The 20,151-nt window shown below is 46.1% G+C and carries 23 protein-coding genes and 1 tRNA gene; 16 read left to right on the forward strand and 8 right to left on the reverse strand.

The features are described from left to right. Positions 1 to 6 precede the first annotated feature (6 nt). Positions 7 to 540, reverse strand: coding sequence for an RNA polymerase sigma factor (locus tag ACM64D_RS04905; protein ID WP_415062070.1), 534 nt, complete (start codon positions 538 to 540; stop codon positions 7 to 9). A gap of 174 nt (positions 541 to 714) precedes the next feature. Between ACM64D_RS04905 and ACM64D_RS04910 the strand changes: the two genes are divergently transcribed. Then, positions 715 to 2,781, forward strand: coding sequence for a sodium-translocating pyrophosphatase (locus ACM64D_RS04910; protein ID WP_415062071.1), 2,067 nt, complete (start codon positions 715 to 717; stop codon positions 2,779 to 2,781). A gap of 127 nt (positions 2,782 to 2,908) precedes the next feature. Then, a complete protein-coding gene (locus ACM64D_RS04915; RefSeq protein ID WP_415062072.1) occupies positions 2,909 to 3,451 on the forward strand; it encodes a hypothetical protein in 543 nt (180 codons plus the stop codon). Positions 3,452 to 3,458: 7 nt separating this feature from the next. Here ACM64D_RS04915 and ACM64D_RS04920 read toward each other — a convergent pair whose 3' ends face one another. After that, the gene (locus tag ACM64D_RS04920) at positions 3,459 to 3,761 is read right to left on the reverse strand and encodes a TMEM165/GDT1 family protein (protein ID WP_415062073.1); all 303 of its coding nucleotides are present in this window, start codon (positions 3,759 to 3,761) and stop codon (positions 3,459 to 3,461) included. A gap of 32 nt (positions 3,762 to 3,793) precedes the next feature. Here ACM64D_RS04920 and ACM64D_RS04925 point away from each other — a divergent pair, with 32 nt between their 5' ends. From ACM64D_RS04925 to ACM64D_RS04935, 3 genes are all read left to right on the forward strand, one after another. Next, entirely contained in the window at positions 3,794 to 4,381 is a 588-nt protein-coding gene (locus tag ACM64D_RS04925; RefSeq protein ID WP_415062074.1) for an exopolysaccharide biosynthesis protein, read from the forward strand. Between the two features lie 101 nt (positions 4,382 to 4,482). After that, on the forward strand, positions 4,483 to 4,872 hold the full coding sequence (locus ACM64D_RS04930; RefSeq protein ID WP_415062075.1) for a cysteine rich repeat-containing protein: 390 nt from the start codon (positions 4,483 to 4,485) through the stop codon (positions 4,870 to 4,872). A 9-nt stretch (positions 4,873 to 4,881) separates the two neighbouring features. Further along, entirely contained in the window at positions 4,882 to 6,138 is a 1,257-nt protein-coding gene (locus ACM64D_RS04935) for an MFS transporter (protein WP_415062076.1), read from the forward strand. Here ACM64D_RS04935 and tsaA read toward each other — a convergent pair. From tsaA to ACM64D_RS04955, 4 genes are read right to left on the reverse strand one after another with little or no spacing between them, the layout of a single operon-like run. Continuing rightward, positions 6,107 to 6,889 (reverse strand): tRNA (N6-threonylcarbamoyladenosine(37)-N6)-methyltransferase TrmO, encoded by a 783-nt coding sequence (gene tsaA, locus ACM64D_RS04940; protein WP_415062077.1) that lies wholly within the window; start codon positions 6,887 to 6,889, stop codon positions 6,107 to 6,109. The two genes, ACM64D_RS04935 and tsaA, sit on opposite strands and share 32 nt — an antisense overlap. Beyond that, positions 6,871 to 7,653, reverse strand: a complete 783-nt coding sequence (locus tag ACM64D_RS04945; protein WP_415062078.1) for an RNA methyltransferase — start codon at positions 7,651 to 7,653, stop codon at positions 6,871 to 6,873. The genes tsaA and ACM64D_RS04945 overlap by 19 nt, the downstream gene beginning before the upstream one ends. Then, positions 7,653 to 9,713 carry a methionine--tRNA ligase gene (metG, locus tag ACM64D_RS04950; protein WP_415062079.1) on the reverse strand — a complete coding sequence of 687 codons (2,061 nt, stop codon included), beginning with the start codon at positions 9,711 to 9,713 and terminating at the stop codon, positions 7,653 to 7,655. Before metG ends, ACM64D_RS04945 begins: the two co-directional genes overlap by 1 nt. 14 nt (positions 9,714 to 9,727) lie before the next feature. Continuing rightward, positions 9,728 to 10,606, reverse strand: coding sequence for a carbonic anhydrase (locus ACM64D_RS04955; protein ID WP_415062080.1), 879 nt, complete (start codon positions 10,604 to 10,606; stop codon positions 9,728 to 9,730). A 123-nt stretch (positions 10,607 to 10,729) separates the two neighbouring features. Here ACM64D_RS04955 and ACM64D_RS04960 point away from each other — a divergent pair, with 123 nt between their 5' ends. Continuing rightward, a complete protein-coding gene (locus tag ACM64D_RS04960) occupies positions 10,730 to 11,704 on the forward strand; it encodes an aminotransferase class IV (RefSeq protein WP_415062081.1) in 975 nt (324 codons plus the stop codon). Here the strand turns inward: ACM64D_RS04960 and ACM64D_RS04965 are convergent. Together ACM64D_RS04965 and ACM64D_RS04970 are read right to left on the reverse strand one after the other, a co-directional pair. Further along, positions 11,701 to 12,744, reverse strand: coding sequence for a rod shape-determining protein (locus ACM64D_RS04965; protein ID WP_415062082.1), 1,044 nt, complete (start codon positions 12,742 to 12,744; stop codon positions 11,701 to 11,703). The genes ACM64D_RS04960 and ACM64D_RS04965 overlap by 4 nt on opposite strands. A gap of 1 nt (position 12,745) precedes the next feature. Then, the gene (locus tag ACM64D_RS04970; protein ID WP_415062083.1) at positions 12,746 to 13,360 is read right to left on the reverse strand and encodes a hypothetical protein; all 615 of its coding nucleotides are present in this window, start codon (positions 13,358 to 13,360) and stop codon (positions 12,746 to 12,748) included. Between ACM64D_RS04970 and ACM64D_RS04975 the strand changes: the two genes are divergently transcribed. From ACM64D_RS04975 to ACM64D_RS05020, 10 genes are all read left to right on the forward strand, one after another. After that, positions 13,359 to 14,210 (forward strand): glycosyltransferase family 2 protein, encoded by an 852-nt coding sequence (locus ACM64D_RS04975; RefSeq protein WP_415062084.1) that lies wholly within the window; start codon positions 13,359 to 13,361, stop codon positions 14,208 to 14,210. The two genes, ACM64D_RS04970 and ACM64D_RS04975, sit on opposite strands and share 2 nt — an antisense overlap. Next, positions 14,185 to 15,162, forward strand: coding sequence for a hypothetical protein (locus tag ACM64D_RS04980; protein ID WP_415062085.1), 978 nt, complete (start codon positions 14,185 to 14,187; stop codon positions 15,160 to 15,162). Before ACM64D_RS04975 ends, ACM64D_RS04980 begins: the two co-directional genes overlap by 26 nt. 83 nt (positions 15,163 to 15,245) lie before the next feature. After that, positions 15,246 to 15,321 (forward strand) — tRNA-His (locus tag ACM64D_RS04985). A 335-nt stretch (positions 15,322 to 15,656) separates the two neighbouring features. Next, complete coding sequence (locus ACM64D_RS04990; RefSeq protein WP_415062086.1) at positions 15,657 to 15,953, forward strand: helix-turn-helix domain-containing protein; 297 nt, start codon at positions 15,657 to 15,659, stop codon at positions 15,951 to 15,953. Continuing rightward, positions 15,950 to 16,858 carry a hypothetical protein gene (locus ACM64D_RS04995; RefSeq protein WP_415062087.1) on the forward strand — a complete coding sequence of 303 codons (909 nt, stop codon included), beginning with the start codon at positions 15,950 to 15,952 and terminating at the stop codon, positions 16,856 to 16,858. Before ACM64D_RS04990 ends, ACM64D_RS04995 begins: the two co-directional genes overlap by 4 nt. Before the next feature lie 202 nt (positions 16,859 to 17,060). Then, on the forward strand, positions 17,061 to 17,744 hold the full coding sequence (locus ACM64D_RS05000; protein WP_415062088.1) for a hypothetical protein: 684 nt from the start codon (positions 17,061 to 17,063) through the stop codon (positions 17,742 to 17,744). 149 nt (positions 17,745 to 17,893) lie between these two features. Beyond that, positions 17,894 to 18,055, forward strand: coding sequence for a helix-turn-helix transcriptional regulator (locus ACM64D_RS05005; RefSeq protein ID WP_415062104.1), 162 nt, complete (start codon positions 17,894 to 17,896; stop codon positions 18,053 to 18,055). A 522-nt stretch (positions 18,056 to 18,577) separates the two neighbouring features. After that, positions 18,578 to 18,832 carry a hypothetical protein gene (locus ACM64D_RS05010; RefSeq protein WP_415062089.1) on the forward strand — a complete coding sequence of 85 codons (255 nt, stop codon included), beginning with the start codon at positions 18,578 to 18,580 and terminating at the stop codon, positions 18,830 to 18,832. A gap of 26 nt (positions 18,833 to 18,858) precedes the next feature. Then, positions 18,859 to 19,041: a helix-turn-helix domain-containing protein gene (locus ACM64D_RS05015; protein WP_415062090.1), complete on the forward strand. Its 183-nt coding sequence runs from the start codon at positions 18,859 to 18,861 to the stop codon at positions 19,039 to 19,041. 2 nt (positions 19,042 to 19,043) lie between these two features. Further along, the gene (locus ACM64D_RS05020; protein ID WP_415062091.1) at positions 19,044 to 20,138 is read left to right on the forward strand and encodes a tyrosine-type recombinase/integrase; all 1,095 of its coding nucleotides are present in this window, start codon (positions 19,044 to 19,046) and stop codon (positions 20,136 to 20,138) included. The last annotated feature ends 13 nt before the right edge of the window (positions 20,139 to 20,151 follow it).

A 20,151-nucleotide genomic window follows, 5' to 3' on the forward strand; every position in this document is an offset into this window, starting at 1 on the left:
ATCCTCCTAACTATTCTTTCCACGATTTCGCAAGAAACGAAGGCTGCGGCTGACGATTTGACGAAGATTGCTTTCAGATTCTTTGAGAAGAATTGCGATTTCGTCGTACTCCATCTCATCCAAGTACCGAAGCCTCATGACTTCTTGTTCGCGAGGTTTGAGTTCCCCTAAAAGAGACTCGGCCTCGTCCTTCATTTCTAATTTAGGAGCCGAATCCGCAGTTTGTGACAGGGATTCGTCTAGTTCTGAGAAATCCTTTATTTCCCTGTTACGATAGTCCTTAAGCTCGCTCCGGGTGATGACGTAGATCCAAGCCAGGGCAGAGTGGCGGGGGTTATAAAGGTGTTTTTTGCGGTGAAGCTGTAGAAAAACAATTTGCAAGACATCTTCACTTCTCTCCTGCGAAAGCCCGCGACGAAGCCCGTAGTTCAGAATCCGCCCCGAGTGTCGTAAGTAAAGATGATCCAAAGCCTCGCGCTCGCCTTCGGCCAGACGTAACAAAAGCTCCTCATCCGTAGAATCCCGCAAATCTTTTTTCATCCCCCCTGATTTAGCAGGTATGGCCTTATATTTGGAGAAGTGGCGCGTCAAATCTAACGCGATGTTGCTACCAAAAGTAAGGTCGTACCCAACCTCCAGATTGACTAATTGCAATGAAATCGGTACCCCTAAGTCTTCGTAATTTAAACGAGAAATCAAACACGGAGTGCAACAATGTTTAGTGAATCTTTGCTAATTTCTCCGGCGATTGCTGGGGTTGTTGGTTTGCTCGTTGCTTTGGCTTTATACCTTCGCGTGAAGGCACAGCCTGCAGGCAATGAGACAATGAATCGCATCGCGACTTACGTTCGCGAAGGCTCAATGGCTTTCCTCGTACGTGAGTACAAGGTTCTTTTCGTCTACGCGATCGTCGTAGGCTTGGCTCTTTGGTTCGCGTTGGGCGGAATCGCAGCAGGATCTTTCATCCTGGGCGCTTTCTTGTCTTTGCTTGCGGGCTTCTTCGGTATGAAGGCGGCAACTTATGCCAACGTTCGTACTTCTCAGGCAGCAGCGGATGGCTCCAAAGCGGCAGCATTGCTTGTCGCTCTTGATGGCGGTGCCGTCATGGGTCTTTCTGTGGCAGGTCTTGGTTTGATTGGTTTGGGCGTTCTTTTCTGGATGTTCCAAGGACAAGAAATTGTTGGCACAATCCTTCACTCTTTCGCTGTCGGTGCTTCTTCGATCGCTCTTTTTGCGCGTATCGGTGGTGGTATCTATACTAAAGCCGCAGACGTGGGCGCGGATATCGCGGGTAAAGTGATCGAAAATATCCCTGAAGATGATCCTCGCAACCCAGGCGTTATCGCTGATAACGTGGGCGATAATGTCGGCGACGTTGCGGGTATGGGTGCAGACATCTATGAGTCCATGGTGGCGGCGATCGTTTCTGCGATGGCCATTGCTTTGACAATTCCTGCAGAGGGTTTGTCTTCTTTGATGTCCGGTGCAGATGCCGTGACCACTCGTGTTGCGGGTGTGACTTTGCCTTTGTTGCTTTCAACATTGGGCTTGGTGATTTCAATCGTTGTGATCTTTGCGGCACGCGCGTTTAAAAACGGCAAGCCTGCTACAGTTCTTCGCAATGCTTTGATCGTTCCACCGATTCTTTTGACTGTTGCTTCTTATATTTTGATGCCGATGTTCGGTATTAGCCAATCTGTGACTGTGGCTTTGGCAGCAGGTGCGTTTGGTGGAGCTTTGATCGGTTTGATCACGGAGTACTACACAGCAGCTCGTCCAATCCGTTTGGTGGCTGAAGCTGCTTTGACGGGTGCGGGAACTGGTGTGATCCGTGGTTTGGCTGTCGGTATGGAGTCTACAGCGATTCCTATGTTGATCGTTGTGGCAGCGGCTTATGTTGCTGACCAGGCGTTGGGTCTTTACGGTATCGCTATGGCGGCTGTAGGTATGCTTGCAGGAACTGCTGTTGTAATGACAGTGGATGCTTATGGTCCTATCGCTGACAACGCGGGTGGTATCTCTGAAATGTCAGGTCTTGGTAAAAACGTTCGTGATATCACTGACGAGTTGGATGCTGTAGGTAACACAACAGCAGCCATCGGTAAGGGTTTTGCGATCGGTTCTGCGATCTTGACAGTTCTAGCTCTTTTCTCTGCATTCAACATGGAAGTAAACCATGTGCGTGAAAAAGCCGGCCTTGCGAAGATGTCTTTGGATTTGACTTCTTCTGGCGTTTTGATCGGTATCTTGTTGGGTTCTATCCTTCCTTTCCTTGTTGGTTCTACAACAATGACAGCGGTCGGTAAGGCAGCTCAAAAAATCGTTAAAGAAATCGCTCGTCAGTTCAAAGAAATTCCTGGTTTGCGTGAAGGTAAAGCAGAACCTCAACCAGCGGCGATTGTAGATATCGCAACTCAAGCGGCTTTGTTTGAAATGATTCTTCCTGGAATGATCGCGATCTTGGCTCCTGTGGCTGTGGGCTTCATCTTGGGACCTCAAGCTTTGGCAGGTCTTCTTGCGGGTGGTTTGGCAGTAGGTGCGACCATGTCTCTGTATATGGCGAATGCCGGTGGAGCTTGGGACAACGCTAAGAAATTCATCGAAAAAGGTGGATTGCCTGGTCATCCAAAAGGTTCTGACGCGCACAAAGCGGCGGTTGTTGGTGACACTGTCGGTGACCCGTTCAAAGATACATCAGGTCCTGGTATCGCCATCCTGATCAAGGTTATGTCCGTAGTATCCTTGTTGATCGCTCAATTGATCGCCACAATCGGCGGTTAATCTATCGCCAGCCCAATTCCACAAATGTGGAACTTAGCGTAGGCAAAAAAACGACCCCCATAGACTTTCGACTATGGGGGTCGTTTTTTTCATGACTTTCTACATCCCCGTTGGCGATCATTAATTTATGAGAAAAGTTCAGCTGGTTACTCTTGGTTTGTTATCCCAGATTCTTATTTCCTGTGGGGATATGTCAGTTTCCACAACGTCTGCCACGGAGATTTTACCGATTCCAGAATCTATGTACTACAAGATGGATGGCAGCTGTGAGGATGGTTCGTTGTTCTTTCAAGCTCTTCAAGGGGCGGGAGTTCAGCTTTGGACAGATCCTCAGTCGGTGCTTGTCGGGCAGGTTGAGCTTTATATGAATCAAGATGAAACCTACTTCGCACGATACAGAGAATACGATTTCACATCCAAAGTGTTCGAGAAAGAATTTTCTTCGACGTACTCATTTGATCCGAAGACGGGAAGAGTGACTTTCAAGGACCTGGGAGTGGCAAAGGTCGTAAAAGTCGTAAAAACGCGCACAAAGTACTATTTAGACCTTCAGTTCACAGAGAATATTAACTCTCAAGAACTGAAAGGGAAGACTTTGCGCTACCGAATTGCCAAAATGGATCGGGGAGTAAATATAGATCGGAACCAGTACTGCAACTACGCTCCCTAAAACAGAACTAACCCTTGGCGGTTAGAACCCAGATCCCGACAAGAATAAAAAGAGTCCCCGAGACATACTTCATAAGTTGAGGGCTTAAGACTGTTCCCAGAAAACGTCCGAAGATCACGCCCAAGGCTCCCGCAAGCCCCAATGCCAAAACAACCGCAATCATGACAGTCAAAGTTGATTTTGTTTGTGAAGAGGCAGCCAAAGCTGCGAATTGAGTTTTGTCACCCATTTCAGCAAGAAAAATAGTGACGAAAGTGCTCGCAAAAATCTTCCAATCCATTGCCGGTCCTTTAGAATAAAGTGAAAGCATATTGATAAAGTCTATGCTGAAGGAAGGCAAGTTTGAAAAGTCGATTTATTGCGGCTATGGATCTATTGCAAGAGGAGGCCTCTCGAGGAGACCTCACTTTGCGCCATGTCTTCGATATACTAGGAGAAGAAGGGCACGCGATGCTGATTCTTTTCCTATGTCTTCCTTTTATGCAGCCCATTCCTATTCCTGGACTTTCGACTCCCTTGGGGTTTTTGATCGCCGTGGTGGCCTTTTTTTTATATCGCGATCGTCCGCCCTGGCTTCCGAATAAGTTTGAGAGCTTAAAGATCTCTTCGGAGGTGATTCTGAAGGTCTCAGAACAAGCCGAACGAATCTGGGGGTATGCTTCGCAGGTCGTGACAGAGCGATATGTGTTCTTTCATGACCAACATTTTTTTCGCGTGGCCAATCTGATCGTGGTTGTCGTAAATGCCTTTCTCTTGTCCTTACCCTTGCCCATCCCTTTTTCTAATACGGTGCCTGTTGTGGCAATCATCCTGAATGCGATTGGGCACATGGAAAAAGATGGAATGTTTATTCTTTTTAGCTATTTGTGGTGTCTGATAGTGGCATCTTTTTTTGCGACCCTCACGGCGGGCGCGATCCATTTTTTATAATCAAAACCAAAGTCGAGAACGCGAGAAAGGGCCATAAGACCTCAAGGTCTTTGTAAGCGCCAATTTCTGCCTGCTAGAATGAGAACTCATGGAGGTACATCGTGAGTAAATACGTTATTGTTGTCGCTTTAGTATTGGGTTTGGGGTCATTTGCCAAAGCTCAAGGAGGGGAAGGTCCTTGTGCGAAGGATCGCGAAACTCTTTGTGCGGGGATTGAACCAGGCGATGGAAAACTTTTTAAGTGCATGAAGGACAACGCGGATAAACTATCTGCGGAATGTAAAGCGCATCAAGAGAAGATGAAAGAACACCGCAAAGATATGAAAGAAGCTTGTGCGGATGACGTCGAGAAATTCTGTGGTGAAACAAAACCCGGAAAAGGTCGTATCATGAAGTGCATGAGAGAGCATAAAGAAGAGCTGTCTGCTGCATGCAAAGAAGAGATGGGACAGGCCAAAGAAATGCGCAAAAAAATGAGAAAAGGAAAGTAATAAGATTCTATGCGAGAGCGAAGTCTTCGACTGAGTCTCATAGACGCTTTCTTAAGCGCATTAATGGTCGGAGCCGGCGAGACCTACTTGCCGGCTTATTCTTTATCTATCGGCATGGGAGAGATCTTTGCCGGTGTTCTGGCCACTTTGCCTATTGTGAGTGGCGCCTTTCTGCAACTCATTACCCCTCGAGGTTTGCAGCGCGTTCAATCGCACAAACACTGGGTGGTCGCCTCCAGTGTGCTTCAAGCCCTGACATTTATTCCGTTGGTGTATTTTTCGGCCACGCGTGCTCCTAATTTTTGGACCTTGTTTTTTATTCTGACCCTTTACTGGGGTTCGGGTTTTTCCTCCGGTCCCGCCTGGAACTACTGGATGGGGCGCCTGGTACAGGTGGAAGAAGGAAATCGGTTTTTTTCTAAAAGAGCCCGGGTGTCTCAGCTTGGCATTCTGATAGGATTGATTGGTGGAGGAGTGGCTCTTCACAATAAGGTGGAGATCGGTCCTTTTTCTTCCGTCTTTACGATGCTTTTTGTTTTTGCGGGTGCCTGTCGTTTGATTTCATCTTTGATTCTGTCATCGCAGTATTTTGATCCTCAGTGGAACAGAGAACCTAAATTGGGTTTTCGGGCCTCTTGGAAGGTGTTTTGGGCGAACAAATCGAAGCGTCAATTTTTCTTTTATTTAGTTCCGTTTCAAGCCGCCGTTTTTGTGTCGTCCCCTTTTGTGACTCCGTATATGTTAGCTCAAGTAAAGATGGACTATGGCACCTACATGGCCGCCATCGGAATTTTATTCATCGGAAAGGTTATGGCCTTGATGATGATTGAACGTTTCCGAGGGAGTGCTTCGGGAGTCAGCCTCTTCATGTTCGGCGCAGGAGCAATTGTGCCTTTGCCAGCCTTATGGGCGTTCAGCAGTCAGGTGTACTTTATCTTTTTCTTGCAACTTCTGAGTGGCTTGGCGTGGGCCTTCGTTGAGGTGGGACTTTCTTTGATTTTCTTTAAAGATCTCAAGCATGAAGAAAAGATTCCAGTTCTTATGGTTTATAATCTGCTCAACTCGGTGGCGATTATCCTAGGAACCTTCGTCGGCGGAAAGTTCTTATGGCTCTTCGGAGAGAAAATCTCAAGTTACTATATGGTTTTCATTCTGGGCTCCGTAAGCCGGGCCGCAGGTTTTATTCCTCTTTATCTTTATACGAAGTCCCAGGTCTTTGCTTTTGCAAAGGCGTCTACGCTGTCTGATTCGGAAAAAGCTTCTTAAAAGCGCGATGAATATTCTTATCTAAGTAGGGGTCTTCCGTCTGGTGCAAATCTTGGTCGCTATATCCAGAAAAAATATTTAAAACTTTCACTTCGTTATTGGCGATGGTGAAGCGGGCTCGCCAAGTTCGGTAGGCGATTACAAACTCAGGGCCGTCTTGCTTCACGCGCTTTTTTTTAGAGTTCGTGGGCTCATATTCAAGTTGATGCTGCAAAAATCCTCGCAATTGTGAAACATTTTGCGCTTCAATCCATTCCAGTTGCTCCAGCACCTCTTGCGCAAAAGAAACTTCATAGCGGGGAGTGCCGTGCAACCACTGAGGCTCAACCCCAGGAAAAGAATCCGCGTAAGCCACATAGGGTTTAATATCTAAAACGGGGCTGCCATCTAAAAGATCCGCGCCTTCAACAAAGATCTTGAGCTTCTCAATGCGCAGAACCTTCACGCAACTCATGCCGACGGGATTGGGGCGATACGGGGAGCGGGTGGCAAAAACACCCAGCTTAATATCAGAACCTCGTGGTGGCAGCACCATGGGATTCCAATGTTGATTGTGATGGAACGTAAATAGCACCCAGATACGCTCGCATCCTTCAAGGCCAATGAGGGCTTGTTCGAAATTATGGCCTGAGAAAAGTTCGATATAACCCTCTGAATGATGTTCATCCGGCTGACGACCGGCTTCGTAGGGGTGAACCTGATGGCTGTGAAAGATTCCAATCGGGGTCATTTCTATTTTTTGTTTCGCCATTGCCTCATCCATTCAAAACCCGCGACAGCGGCAGTGACGCCCACGTTTAAAGAATTCTTTCGTCCTCGGAGAGGTACAATACGAACCTCATCAATCACTTTTAAAATTTCTGGATCCAAACCAAAACGTTCGTTTCCTAAAACAAAGGCTGTGGATTCCATTTCAAAAGGTTCGTAGAGATCTGTCGCGTGAGCAGCCGTTTCAAGGGCGACGATACGATAGCCCTCTTCTTTGAGTTCCTCAAGGCACTCCAAAAGATGTGGGGATTCCTGCCACAAAAGATGCTCTTGCGTCCCCATGGCGGTTTTTTCCACCTTCCACTGAGTGGGGTTGGGGGTGTAACCGCAAAGATAGATTTTTTCAAGCCCTAGGCATTCGGCCGTTCTGAAGATAGAGCCAACATTGAAGGCGGAACGAATATTATCAAGGACAAAGACCAAGGGTAGAGGTTCAGAGGTCGTCGCCTCTTTGTCATTTTCGATGATGAGAAAATCGTCGTCTTGAAGATTCTTATGAAGAAGGCGCTCAATGGGAACGGCAAAGCTGACGAAGTGTTTTAAAGTCATTTCGTGGGTCAGATGTTTTTGCAGGTCTGCCAATCGTGAGACGTCGGGATTGGGGGAGTCTTTAAGGTTTGAAATCTTATTTTTAAGATCTGCCAGGAGGGGGACTGAAAAAGAAAAATCCCCCGAGGATTTCTCAAGCTCTAAAAAAAGCTTATGAATTTCTTCGAGGGATTTTTTATCCTGGACAGAAAGTGCCATTATTTAACTCGCTGGCCGACTTTGGCTCCGTCGTCCGCAGAAAGAACAAAGAGATCACTGCCACCGCTTCCGGCGGCGAGGACCATGCCCTCAGACATTCCAAATTTCATTTTGCGAGGTTTGAGGTTTACGCAAACCAAAATCTTTCGGCCCAGCAGTTGTTCAGGTTTGTAAGCGGACTTGATGCCGGCAATGATTTGGCGAACTTGTCCATCTCCGATGTCCACTTTCAAACGAAGAAGTTTATCGGCTTCTTTGATTTCTTCCGCTTCAATGACTTGTCCAATGCGTAGATCTACTTTTTCAAAATCAGAAAACTCAATCTCTGCCGGGCGTTCGGCATTGCGCTCTTCGCTTGGTGCGGTGGCGGTTTTGGGGGTCGCCGTGGTTGTGGTTTTTTTTGCCGCCTGGATCTCTTCGTTGATCTTACGACTTTCTTCCACCATCGCTTTGACTTTGTCTGGCTCAATACGAGTTGCTAAGTGCTCATAGTCGTTGATAGGGCGATTTTTAAGCACAGTGTGGATGTCGGACCACTTGTAGTCTTGTTCCCCTAAAAGTTTCTCTACTTTTTCGGTATAGAACGGAAGCACGGGCTTAAGGTAGATCGCCAACAAGCGGAACATATTCAACGTCGTTGTGATAACTTGTTTTGTTCCTGCAGGGTCTGTTTCTAAAGTCTTCCACGGAGCTTTTTCATCAAAATATTTATTCGCTTCGTCAGCCAATGAGCGAATCTCGTTGATGGCTTTCGCAAAGTCACGCGCTTCATAATGAGCGGCAATGGAATCTGCCGTTTTCTGAGCATGGGCGATTAGCTTTTCACCTTCCTCATCCGGAGTGCTCATAACGCCATCCATTTTTTTCTTCAACATCTGTCCACCGCGAGATCCCAGATTGGTGATCTTTCCCACCAACTCTGAATTCACACGATTCACAAAATCCTCAAGATTCAAGTCGATATCGTCAACCGAGCTGTTGAGTTTGGTAGAGTAGTAATAGCGCAGATACTCGGGATTCAGATGATTTAGGTAAGTGCGAGCCGCGATAAAGGTGCCCTTGGATTTGGACATCTTTTCTCCGTTAACCATCAAGTGACCGTGGACGAACACTTGATTAGGGGAGCGGAACTCTGCCGCTTTCAAGAAGGCCGGCCAGAAGATCGTGTGGAAACGAGCAATGTCTTTTCCGATAAAGTGATAGATTTCCCTCTGAGGGTCTTGCCAGATATCGTTCAACGAAAGTTTTTGCGACCGAGCCCACTGCTCGGTGGTCGACATGTATCCCATGGGGGCATCCACCCACACATAGAAAAACTTTTTATTGTTGGTTCCCGGAATGGCGAATCCAAAATAAGGTTCATCGCGGGAAATATCCAGATCATGAAGGTCTTCATTAAACCACTCCAGCATCTTTTTTGAGATTTCCGGAGAGCAGTGTTCAGGGATCCAGGTTTCGAGATACTTTTTAAAGTCATTGAGCTTAAAGAAGATACTTTCACTGTCTTTAAGAACAGGAGCATTGCCACACATAGAGCAATGTACATCCTTCATGTCGCTCGGAGAATAAGTGGAACCACACACATCGCAGGAGTCACCGTATTGTTCTTTGGCTCCACACTTGGGACAAGTCCCTTTCACAAAACGATCGGGGAGGAACATTTTATCGTGATTGCAGTAGAGCTGCTGAATAGCCTGGGTGCGCGTGTGGCCGCCTTCGACCATTTTTTTGTAGAAGTATTCGCAAAGATTTTTATTTTCTTGCGAATTCGTCGAGCCATATAAAGAGAACTGAACCTGGAAATCCGCAAAATCTTTTGAATGATCTTCATAACTTTTTGCAATCAAGGCTTCGGGAGTAATGCCCATCTCACGCGCTTTCACCATGATGGGAGTTCCATGGGTGTCGTCTGCGCAAATGTAGATGCACTCATGGCCTCTCATTGTTTGAAAGCGTGCCCAGAAGTCAGCTTGGAGATACTCCACCAAGTGACCTAAGTGAATGTACCCATTGGCGTAAGGAAGAGCACAAGTTATGAGGATTTTACGGTTTTGGTTCATTTATCGCCTTTCAGTTAGCGCCACTCAACGTTGCCGGATTCGAGATGATACATGGCCTTGACTATTTTTACATCCCCTGACGCCACAGCGTCACGGATGATTGCAGAGCGTTCGATCAACTCTTTGGCGACGCCATCGACGTTGCTCCAGGATTCGTGTTCGACGTTCTCAGAGGGGGAGGTGCTTGCATACTGCTGAAGGCGAGGCTTCAGGTCTGCCACCAGCGCATTTAAAGCCGGGCTTCCCATGTCGGCGCCGTGAAGCGAAGACAGGGCCGCCTTAACCGCGCCACAAGATTCATGCCCCATCACGACAATAAGGTTCGAACCCAGGTGAGCGACTGCGTATTCGATACTGCCGATCACATTGTTGTCGAGGGCTTGGCCCGCAGTTCTGATCACAAAGATTTCTCCCAGTTTTTGGTCAAAGACCACCTCAGGAGGAACGCGAGAGTCACTGCAGGACAAAATTACGGAGTGAGGTTTTTGCCCTGTTGCAAGGCGACGGCGATCTTGCGCTTTGGCTCCGTCATTACGGAAAAATCCTTTAGTAAAACGAGCGTTCCCATTTTTCAGCCAACCCATGGCTTTGTCTGCCGGCACGGGGCCTGCCTCGCGAGGATGCTGATCGTGTGTGCTTTGAATGTGTTGAGCAGCAGCGGCTACGGCCTCTTTCATTTCTTTTGCTTGTGTGTTGGGAGCGGTGTCTTCAGGAGAAACGCGGGTGATTTCCTTTGGACCATTGCTAGTGGCTTGTTCTGGAGCTTCTTTTTTTGCCCCTTGTTGGTCTTTAAGAACGACTTTTGTTTCTTGATTAGGTGTGCGTTGTGTCTGAAAAGTTGAGCAAGCAGCTAATGACATAATAGCCAGGCCCATTGTGAAGACTTTTAACATTTTTCCTCCCTTGAATCTTAGGTTTCATTGTCAGGACCTCGATCGAGGGACGTCAAATTAAAAACAAAAAAACTTTTACCTAAGTAAGGCCGGCCCCTAGAATAGCCCTATTGAGGAGTTCTTATGTCCATCACAGTGCTTTCTCCCTCTGAAATTCAGGCGAAACTTCAAGAAAAGTCCTATCCCGCACAGAAGTCTTATCTGGCCATGTACAGCAGTTGGCTGGGGGGCATCGTGAAAGATCCGGGATTGATGATGGTGCCAGTGGATGACCATTTGGTGCATCGGGGGGATGGTGTTTTTGAGGCGATCAAGGTGGTGGACGGACGTGCCTTTTTACTTCAAGAGCATTTGGAGCGTCTGGCGGCGTCAGCGGCACAGATCGGACTGCCATTGCCGATGCCGATTGAGCAGATGCGCGAGGTGATTCTGAAAACCACGGCCGAGACGGGGACTCGTTATGCAGTCTTGCGTCTTTATGTGTCCCGAGGACCGGGCGGTTTTACGACGAATCCCTATGATTCCGTGGCGTCGCAGATGTATTTGATTGTCACGTCGTACACGCCGTTAGCTGACGAAAAATATTTGGCGGGAGTCAAAGTCGGACGCAGTCAAGTGCCTCCGAAAGAACCTTGGTTGGCGAAAATCAAAACCTGCAACTATCTTCCCAATGTTCTGATGAAAAAGGAAAGTGTGGACCGCAAGCTTGATTTCACCATCGGCATTGATGGGCAGGGATTTCTGACAGAAGGAAGCACGGAAAATATCGTGTTGATCGATAAAAATAAAAATCTGCTGCGCCCGAAGTTGCGTCAGATTCTTAAAGGAACCACGATGATGCGCAGTTTTGAACTTGCGCAGTCCCTGCTGTCAGAAGGTTTGCTAAGCTCAATTCAAGAAAAAGATCTGACGGAAAAAGATATTTTCGAAGCACAAGAAGTGATGATGATCGGAACCACATTGGATGTTCTTCCGGTGACAGAGTATGAAGGACAAAAGATTGGCGAGGGTCGTCAGGGGGCTGTTTCCGCCCAACTGCTAAAACTTTTACGTGAGGATATGAAGCAGGGGCCGAAGTCGACCCCTGTGTATGCTTAAACTTCCAATTGAATTTTGTCCAACAACTCAGGGTCGCTCAAGACCGCTTCGCCACCTTTGGCAATGGCGGTCAGTGGGCTCTCCGCAACTCGCACGGGCAAACGAACTTCGTTTTGAATGCGCAAATCAAAATCGCGAATCAAGGCGCCGCCTCCGGCAAGAACAACACCGCGCTCGATGATATCAGATACCAGCTCTGGAGGTGTGTGTTCAAGTGCTCTGTGGATAGCGTTGATCACTTCCTGAACGCAGTTATTCATCGCAAGTCCGACATCCTCGGAGCTCACTTCCATGGTTTTATTCATTCCAGTTTCAGCATCGCGCCCTTGGATTGAAATGCTGCGAATGTCTTTCTTAGGAACGGCCGTGCCGATGGTCACCTTGAGGTGTTCCGCCGTCGCTTCAGAGATGATCAGTTTTTTATAGCGACGGAAGTAATCAATAATGGCGTCATCGATCTTATGTCCACCCACGCGAGCCGCTTCACAGTAAACAATATCCGCAAGGGCAATCACCGCAACTTCTGTCGTGCCTCCTCCGATATCGATAATCATGTTTCCTTCGGCAGACTTGATGTTAAGGCCTGAGCCAATGGCCGCCGCCATAGGTTCGTCGATGAGAAAAACAGCTTTTGCTCCCGCAGCTTTACAGGATTGAATGACAGCCTTCTTTTCAACCTCCGTCACTCCATAGGGAAGAGAGACCACAACGCGGGGTCTGGAAAAAGCAGACTTTACGCCTTGCTGGCTTAGAAAGTGTTTGAGCATGACCTCGGTGGTTTCAAAATCCGCAATCACACCATCGCGAATGGGTTTTTGCGCAAAAATACTTCCGGGGTTATTGGCTAACTTTTCTTTGGCGTCAGAGCCCACGGCGATGACTCTTTTTTTGCCAGGACTGGTTTGTTGGTAAGCGATCAGTGAGGGTTCGTTAAGAATGATCCCTTTTCCGCGCGCAGCAATTAGAGTGTTGGCAGTCCCAAGATCCACATAAAGATCAGCGGCGGTTCCGGCCTCGTCCTTAAAAAACCATGAAAACATATTATTTCCCGAATCCTTTGTGGCTTTCAAATGGGAATGTGACAAAGATCGAAACGTAAGAGTACGACTTGTTTAAGTCCACGCCCACTTCGCCTCCGAGAGTCACTTGATCCCAGTCTACATAATGAAACTCACTGCCCACGACTAAGTTGGTGGCGGCGAAGTTTTCTTCTTTGGTATTTACATAAGTAAACGGAATGGCGATATAAGGCACCGTCAGGCCGTATTCTGTATCAAATTTTTTGCTCGCCATGGGAGCGAGTTGCAGGTGTAAGAGGTTTTCCTCTTCGTCTCTGGCTAGGCCGGCGCCCGCACGAAGTCCCATCGCTGGTTGATTGTCGACGTCAGGGAAAGGGATCCACTTTGCGCTGGCAAAAGCGTTAAAGTCGACAGCTCCAGCTCCCATAGAGATACGAGCGCTGGTGGCTTCGTTAATAGAAGAATCCAAGAAAACATTAAAGTTGGTGCCGCCACCTTTATTGGTAAGAATTTGAGGTTCAACTCCTACTTGATATTTTCCTGGAGAAAGAACTTCTCCAGATTCTGCGATGCTCAGGTAAGCATGGGCGTTGGTGCTGAGAAAGAGACCTAAAACGAAGTATTTAGCAAATTTCATGAATAAAAACCTTTCGACTCAAAAAATGGTATCGAGTCGCGAATCGTTTGACAAGACCTTGATCCAAAGAGACCCTGAAAGGGTGACGAAATTGCCAATATCTCTTGTGATCATTACTTTGAATGAAGAAGCCCATATTGAACGCTGCATTCGTTCGGCTCCCTTTGTCGACGATATTGTGGTGGTGGATAGCTTTTCGACGGATCGCACCGTTGAGATTGCCAAAGAGTGCGGGGCTCGGGTTTTTCAGGAAAAGTGGAAAGGTTACGGCCCTCAGAAGGCCTTTGCCGCGGATCAAGCTCGGCACCCGTGGATCTTGTCCCTGGATGCGGATGAGGCGTTGAGCCCTGAGTTGGCGGCGGAAATCATGCAAAGATTTGTCGATTTAGATGCGGAGGCAGGCTACTTGTTTCCGCGAAAATCGTTTCATTTGGGGCGTTGGATTGAGCATGGTGGATGGTATCCTGATTATCAGTTAAGGCTTTTCAATAAAGACAAATCGCAATGGAATTCCGCAGCCTTACATGAAAAAGTGGAAGTAAAAAGAAAACTTAAAATGAAGCGTGATTTGCTTCATTGGGTCTTTGATGACTTGAGTGATCAGGTTGTGACAAACGATAAGTATTCCACGTTGGGGGCGCGACAGCTTGCCGACTCTGGAAAGTCGTTTTCTTATTCAAAGTTGATTTTTAAGCCGTGGTCAAAATTTGTGGAGACCTATTTTTTCAAACGCGGTTTTATGGATGGCCTCCCCGGGTTTATAATTTCGGTGGGGGCGGCATACTCGGTGTTTTTGAAGTTCGCCAAGCTTTGGGAGATGCAACGTGTTCAAAAAAAATCTTCTAAATAAGATGGCCTTGATCGGGGCCCTTTTGATGGTGTCGCTGCTTGGACAGGCGGAGGCTCCCAAATATCCGGCCTTGCGCGAATGGCGGGGACAGGTTTGGTTGACAGGGAAAGACGGCAAACGTCTGCTGGTTCGCGGTAAACAGGTTTTGCGAGAGAAGGCTTTTTTGGAAACCTCCTTGGCTGGACAAGTGAAAGTGCAGTTGGATGCTCAGCGCACTTTGACGTTACTTGAGGGGGGGGAGCTTTCGATCCCCGTGATTAGTTGGGAGAGTGGCGAGGCTCCAGTGGTGATGCTTAAAAAGGGCGAGCTTCATTGGCAGCAAAGTCTCAAAACCAAGGGAGCGTACAATGTAGCTCTGCGCTCGGATCTTTTTGAATTTATAGCTCCGGCGGGCGATTATATTCTTTCTATCAATCCCGCAAAGGCCTTTGCGAGTGTGAAAATGTATGAAGGCTCGATGCAGTTTTCGGCTTTAAATGGTGAAGAGTCCGTCCTTGTAAAGGCGGGGCAGCAGGTTGGTTTTCAGGGGGTTCTTGAGGGAGGCGAAATCGCCTACGATGTTCTTTTAAAGGGAAAGAAGATTCCTCGCGGGCAACTGACGGCGGTGACTGCTGTTGATATGTCTGAGATTCAGAAAGCTGCCGATGTTGAGAAAAAGCGTCTTAAAAAAGAGGCCGATAGAAAGCTTCATGACAAGGCGGCTTTAGCGAAGGCGAAGAGTGAGGGTTATATCTGTGAAGCGCCCCTTGCGAAGTTTAATGAGTGTGCGTGGGTGTGCTTAAACAATCCCAAAAAGGAAAAGAAATCTTGCCTGGTTGGTGTGGCGGGAGTGTCTTGTGTCCGTCGCCGCTGCAATGCGAACGGGGAGTGGGCCGAGGAAACTGTATTAGATGCTGAAAAAGCTGGCACTCTGTGCAGGGCGCAGCCTGTCGTAGCCCCTTGTGATTATTAAGATTTTCTCATTTTTGATCCTCGGGCCGCATTTTCCCCCTTGCACTTTCCGCAGCGAAGCTCTATAAAGGTTCTTCCTTTGTGGTGGCTGTAGCTCAGTTGGTAGAGCATCGGATTGTGATTCCGAGTGTCGCGGGTTCAAGCCCCGTCAGTCACCCCATTTTTCTTCTCTTTTTAATCCCGAACAATCTAAGTTACCGAAATTATTAACGAGTCTCGTTGCGCGTTTAATTTCGTTTAAAAATTCGTGCAACACAAAACAACACAATGAAACACAGCGCTTGGTGCAACTAAGGTACAAATTTAGGTGTAACCAGGTGTAACTAATTTAACCCGGAAGGCTGGGGTTTTCATTCATCCAGATATTTAAAAAGTCCCTAACGGCGGACTCGGCAGGGCTTTATGCTGCGGTTTTCGTCGTTATTTGGGGACTTCGATCCCCGTTTGGGGATTGTTGTCAAAGAACCTCTTATTTTATTTCAGAATGAGGTTTGGATGAAACTAAACAAAACTCTCACAGCTCTATGTAAAACAAAAGGGATGACTCTTGCCGAGTTATCTCGTCGCACGGGTATTCCCAAGCAGACGCTGCACAATTGGACGATTGGGCGTCGCTCGATCAATCCCGATCAACTTAAAAAGGTTTCGCAGGTGCTTGAAGTCTCCGTTCATTATTTGTTGTACGGGGAGAATGATCCGTTCGAGGCGCCATCTGAGGTGATCTTGCGTGAGATCTTTTCTGGTGATGTGCGAGTGACATTACATCGTATCGAACGAAAGGGACGAAGATGAAGCGTTTGATTATTTCGTTGGTGTTTGGAGTGTCGTTAACGTCTCACGCAGAATTATCAGTCGATCAACGCATCGAAAAGCTTCAAAAAGGTGTCGATCAAGGGAGCGTCGAATGGGTACGCGAGGCGTTCGACGGCGTTAAAGATCCGTTCAAGAAGGGACGTGGCGGTCTGTTTGGAGAGAAAGCTGGAGTCTTTGGTGAATATAACCCCGAGTACTTTTTAGAAAAGGCGTTCGTCGCTCGTCCATGCAAAGACGAAGTGGCGTTAATCATTCTGCAAAATGGTGCAGAGATGTCGATGGGGGCTTTGTTTGAAAAGGCTTATCAAGGTGGTTGTGCAAAGACTGTTGAATATCTCATCGAAACTAAGAGCTCGGCATCGGTCGCTCAAGGTGCAATCAGCTTTTTTAATTTCTACGGTAAAAAAGTGTCTCAAGTTGTTCGCAGCAAGACCCAAGGTTATCACGAATCGGAAGACACTTTAGATAAATGGGACCCGATTCAAGTGGCGTTCGAGGACTTTGTGATGAAAAAGTGTCCTGATCGCACTAAGTCGTCTCCTGAATGTAAAGCTCGTTCGGCCTTTGACGATATGTCGTCGAATATCTCATCCGAAGTTGCTTCGATGAAAAAGGCCGTCGCTAAGAAAGAAGTGGATGATGCTTACATGGAATCATCTGACGGATTGGCGTTGCAGCTTTGTGAGGTTGAAGGGCGTATCAATGAGGCCAAGGCTCAGATTGAACGGCAACGAAAGATCGGCAAGGTATCGGGAACGGTTGATATGGCCGTCTTAAACCGTGCAGGAACGAGAGTTGTTGATCTTGAGGATGAACGTAAGTCTTTGGTCGCACGCTTTAAGAAGGTGACGGGAAAGTCGTTTAATCGCGTTGTTTGTAAGTAGTCGACGACGGCGGTTAGTTTTTACGCTGTGCATTCTTGCGGTCGATCCGTAAAATATTTGAAGCCCCCTCCGAGCGTGTTCCTTATCTTATGTGAAAAAAATATATGAATTATGATGATCATATCTTTTTAGGATAGGGGAACTTTTAAGATTCTTGTTTATAGATTTAAACTGTCGTAGCGGAGGCACTTAGGAGTCTATCGTGAGACAAAATTTAGAACATCCAGAATTGGGATTTCTTTCCCAAGATCTTAAAAACCATGCTGATGAGATCAAAAAGTGTGCTCGAATGCTTGGTAGAGACGCGGAAGAGTTATACGGAGATTTTCTGGAGAGATATTCAATTCCGGATAAAAAAGATTTTCTAGATAGTTTAGTTGATTTACTTCAAGAGCAAAATCAGAGTCTCTCGCACGATGAAATATCCAGAATTAGGAGTTCTTTTAATCTGCATGAAGGATTAGTTTTTTTTAGGTCTTCTAAATTAGATCATGAGGCAGTTTATTATTTGGAATGTGTGTTAGATGAAATTGGTATTTATCATCGATCTTTTGGGAAGTCCAACTCTCGCGATTTGGCTAGATCTCTTCGTCAAAATAAGAAAAGTGAAGTCACGACCATCATAAGGCAAATGATATGGCATTGTTTAGATCATTTTTCATCGGGAGTTGAGATTGCTTTGGAGTTGGTTCAACCTGAAAACTTCAAAAAATGGCAGTTTGTTGTGTGGAATCAGGAAAGGCTGAAAGTCATACCAGGCAAGTGTGTTGATGGAAGAAAAATAAGTTTCAAAGATCGCGATGGTCAGGATTACGAGTACGGTTTGAGGAGTTTAGAAAATCTTGTTCCTATAGTTAGAAAGGAAAGGGCGTTATCCATCGAGTAAGTTGCGATACGCCAAGTCTCATCGTAACGAAGCGATGAGATGAATTATTTTTCAAAGTGCTAATATTGGAATATGTCCTCCCAAGAACAGGAGGAATAGAGATGTCTAACGATTGTGAATCGCTTATTTCCGAGTTAAGCGTATCGAAAATGTTAAATATAAAGTTAAGAACTCTCCAGAGCTGGAGAGGGCAAGGGAAAAGCCCCCCGTATATCAAAATCGGGGAAAAACTTATACGCTATCGAACGTCAGATGTTTATCGCTGGCTAGACGAGCAGACTTTAAAAGTTCAAAATCTTAATAGAACTTAAGACAATTCAAAAAACAGCACATACAAGAAATTAGTAAATTTAGGGATTTGCATGGTTGGCGCCTGTGAAATCTCTAAGTTTACCGTGGAGAAAGCAATGAATAACTTAGTAGTAGAGGTATTACAAGAGAAAACTCTCTTGGAGAATACTCATAATCGAATAAAGGTTCTCAAAGAAATATATTCCCTTCCCGATGGGTTAACGAAATGGGAAGTAACTCGTTATTTGCATCGACGAATAAAGAACCGAGTTCATTTGAGACCTGACTATCAAGAAATTTGTAAGTCATTAGAGTCCGGTAGACGAGCAGAGATGTCGCGAACTCCTGCTGAAGATCGATTTTTATCTCAGTTTAAAAAACAATGGAGAATTCAACTATACCCTCAAGTATGGGTAGGTAACATTTGTTTGGATTGGTTTACTCCGGCATTGGCAGAGAGACCGCAATCTAATTTAGCACGAAAGAGATTTAAAGGATTGGCGATCGAGATCGATGGGTCGATTCATAATCAATCGTCGAAAATGAAAATTGATTCTTTTAAGGAAGAGTGTCTCACGAAGTTGGGTATTGGCTTATGGAGATATTCAAACGATCAAGTTTTTAAAAACCAAGGGTTGCCGACAAAACTTCAGGTCGACACTCAATACTTGAGACAATGCTCACGCGAGAGAGAAAGACTGTGGAGTCGCGTGTATCTGTTGACCATTATCTATCATGGCAACTCAGAGCTTTTAGAGCGTTATTTCCCGAGTTTTTTGATGAAGGGTGGTAAGTAATGTCGGTTTTGCGAAAAATCAGCTTAATGAGCCGTTTAGAGCGTCAGGGGTGGATGAAGACCGACCAAGTAGCAGAGTATCTCGGGACCTCGCCCAACAACGTCCGCAATATGATTTATCGAAACTATCTAAGACCTAAGCGCTATGCCGGTCGTTGGTATTTCAATCGAGAAGAAATTGATCGTCTGATCAATGGTGGGACGAGGTAGGTATGGGCGTGAGATATTTTTCAGAAGGACCTAAGCAAGGGTATTTAGTTACCTGTGTTGGGAAGAGTTCGGTGCGATTAGGGCTAACGATAAGAAAACAGAAGTACTTGGGGCTTGTTGACGAGAAAGATGCAAAAAAAGCCTATAGGCAACTTCAATTAGACGTTGCTAGTGAATTAAGAGAGCGAGAGTGCGGTGAAATTCAATGGGGACACCTATTGGATCTTTGGTATAGAGAAGTGGTTCTTCGTGACGTCAGCGATACTATTACAAATAAAGCTACCCACGATGCTCTTAAAATACATATCAAGTCGTGGTTTCAAATTGGAGTGGATAAGATTACTCCTTTATCTTTTCAGATTATCGTGAGTGAAATGGAAAGCAACAGGCTAAAGCGTGGCCGTATCCGATCTGTTAAGTCCGCAATTAATAAAATTTTCGAATGGGGTATTTTAAAACGTTTCATTCCTCCTACTTTAGTTTGTCCGACTCGAGGTGTGCGATTACCGATGTCTATCAAAAAAGATAGACCAGTACTTGATATGACTGAAGTAAGGTATCTTCTTCAAAGCGCCTATGAGAGCAATCATGAGTACTTCCCTGTTTGGACTGTCGCTTTTGAGACTGGATGCCGTTCGGGTGAACTCTGGGCTTTAAAATGGTCTGATATTGATTTTCATAGAAAAGAAATTACTGTCGATAAATCTTTTAGCTTTGTTCTAAATAAAACAAAAAGCACTAAATCTGGTAAGAATAGAATTTTGCCAGTAAGTCCTAAATTTGAATTATTTCTTAGGGACTTACAGAAGCAGACTTTAAAGTCTGGATATGTTCTTCCTCGTATAAGTTCATGGAAAAATAGAAAAGGAGCATTGATATTGAGAAAGTTTTGCCGGGATATTGGTGTTGTTGAGATTCCGTTTCATGGAACAAGAGCGTGCTTTGCCATGATGTGCCTTCAGAGTGGAGAAAGCATCCCTAGGATCATGTGTGCTGGAGGATGGAGTCGTTTAAGTAGTTTTCAGTACTATGTTAGGACAGCAGGACTGAATACAATTGGATTGACGGATAGTTTTGATCTAAATGTATTGAGGTGATTGGATAAGATGG

This window comes from Bdellovibrio sp., assembly GCF_047637665.1.
Taxonomy (GTDB): domain Bacteria; phylum Bdellovibrionota; class Bdellovibrionia; order Bdellovibrionales; family Bdellovibrionaceae; genus Bdellovibrio.

Bases quoted from the DNA above. Each gene is read 5' to 3' on its own strand.
- ACM64D_RS04905 (WP_415062070.1), bottom strand. From the start codon at position 540: ATGAAAAAAGATTTGCGGGATTCTACGGATGAGGAGCTTTTGTTACGT.
- ACM64D_RS04910 (WP_415062071.1), top strand. From the start codon at position 715: ATGTTTAGTGAATCTTTGCTAATTTCTCCGGCGATTGCTGGGGTTGTT.
- ACM64D_RS04915 (WP_415062072.1), top strand. From the start codon at position 2,909: ATGAGAAAAGTTCAGCTGGTTACTCTTGGTTTGTTATCCCAGATTCTT.
- ACM64D_RS04920 (WP_415062073.1), bottom strand. From the start codon at position 3,761: ATGCTTTCACTTTATTCTAAAGGACCGGCAATGGATTGGAAGATTTTT.
- ACM64D_RS04935 (WP_415062076.1), top strand. From the start codon at position 4,882: ATGCGAGAGCGAAGTCTTCGACTGAGTCTCATAGACGCTTTCTTAAGC.
- tsaA (WP_415062077.1), bottom strand. From the start codon at position 6,889: ATGGCGAAACAAAAAATAGAAATGACCCCGATTGGAATCTTTCACAGC.
- ACM64D_RS04945 (WP_415062078.1), bottom strand. From the start codon at position 7,653: ATGGCACTTTCTGTCCAGGATAAAAAATCCCTCGAAGAAATTCATAAG.
- metG (WP_415062079.1), bottom strand. From the start codon at position 9,713: ATGAACCAAAACCGTAAAATCCTCATAACTTGTGCTCTTCCTTACGCC.
- ACM64D_RS04955 (WP_415062080.1), bottom strand. From the start codon at position 10,606: ATGTTAAAAGTCTTCACAATGGGCCTGGCTATTATGTCATTAGCTGCT.
- ACM64D_RS04960 (WP_415062081.1), top strand. From the start codon at position 10,730: ATGTCCATCACAGTGCTTTCTCCCTCTGAAATTCAGGCGAAACTTCAA.
- ACM64D_RS04965 (WP_415062082.1), bottom strand. From the start codon at position 12,744: ATGTTTTCATGGTTTTTTAAGGACGAGGCCGGAACCGCCGCTGATCTT.
- ACM64D_RS04975 (WP_415062084.1), top strand. From the start codon at position 13,359: ATGAATAAAAACCTTTCGACTCAAAAAATGGTATCGAGTCGCGAATCG.
- ACM64D_RS04970 (WP_415062083.1), bottom strand. From the start codon at position 13,360: ATGAAATTTGCTAAATACTTCGTTTTAGGTCTCTTTCTCAGCACCAAC.
- ACM64D_RS04990 (WP_415062086.1), top strand. From the start codon at position 15,657: ATGAAACTAAACAAAACTCTCACAGCTCTATGTAAAACAAAAGGGATG.
- ACM64D_RS04995 (WP_415062087.1), top strand. From the start codon at position 15,950: ATGAAGCGTTTGATTATTTCGTTGGTGTTTGGAGTGTCGTTAACGTCT.
- ACM64D_RS05005 (WP_415062104.1), top strand. From the start codon at position 17,894: ATGTTAAATATAAAGTTAAGAACTCTCCAGAGCTGGAGAGGGCAAGGG.
- ACM64D_RS05010 (WP_415062089.1), top strand. From the start codon at position 18,578: ATGAAAATTGATTCTTTTAAGGAAGAGTGTCTCACGAAGTTGGGTATT.
- ACM64D_RS05015 (WP_415062090.1), top strand. From the start codon at position 18,859: ATGAGCCGTTTAGAGCGTCAGGGGTGGATGAAGACCGACCAAGTAGCA.
- ACM64D_RS05020 (WP_415062091.1), top strand. From the start codon at position 19,044: ATGGGCGTGAGATATTTTTCAGAAGGACCTAAGCAAGGGTATTTAGTT.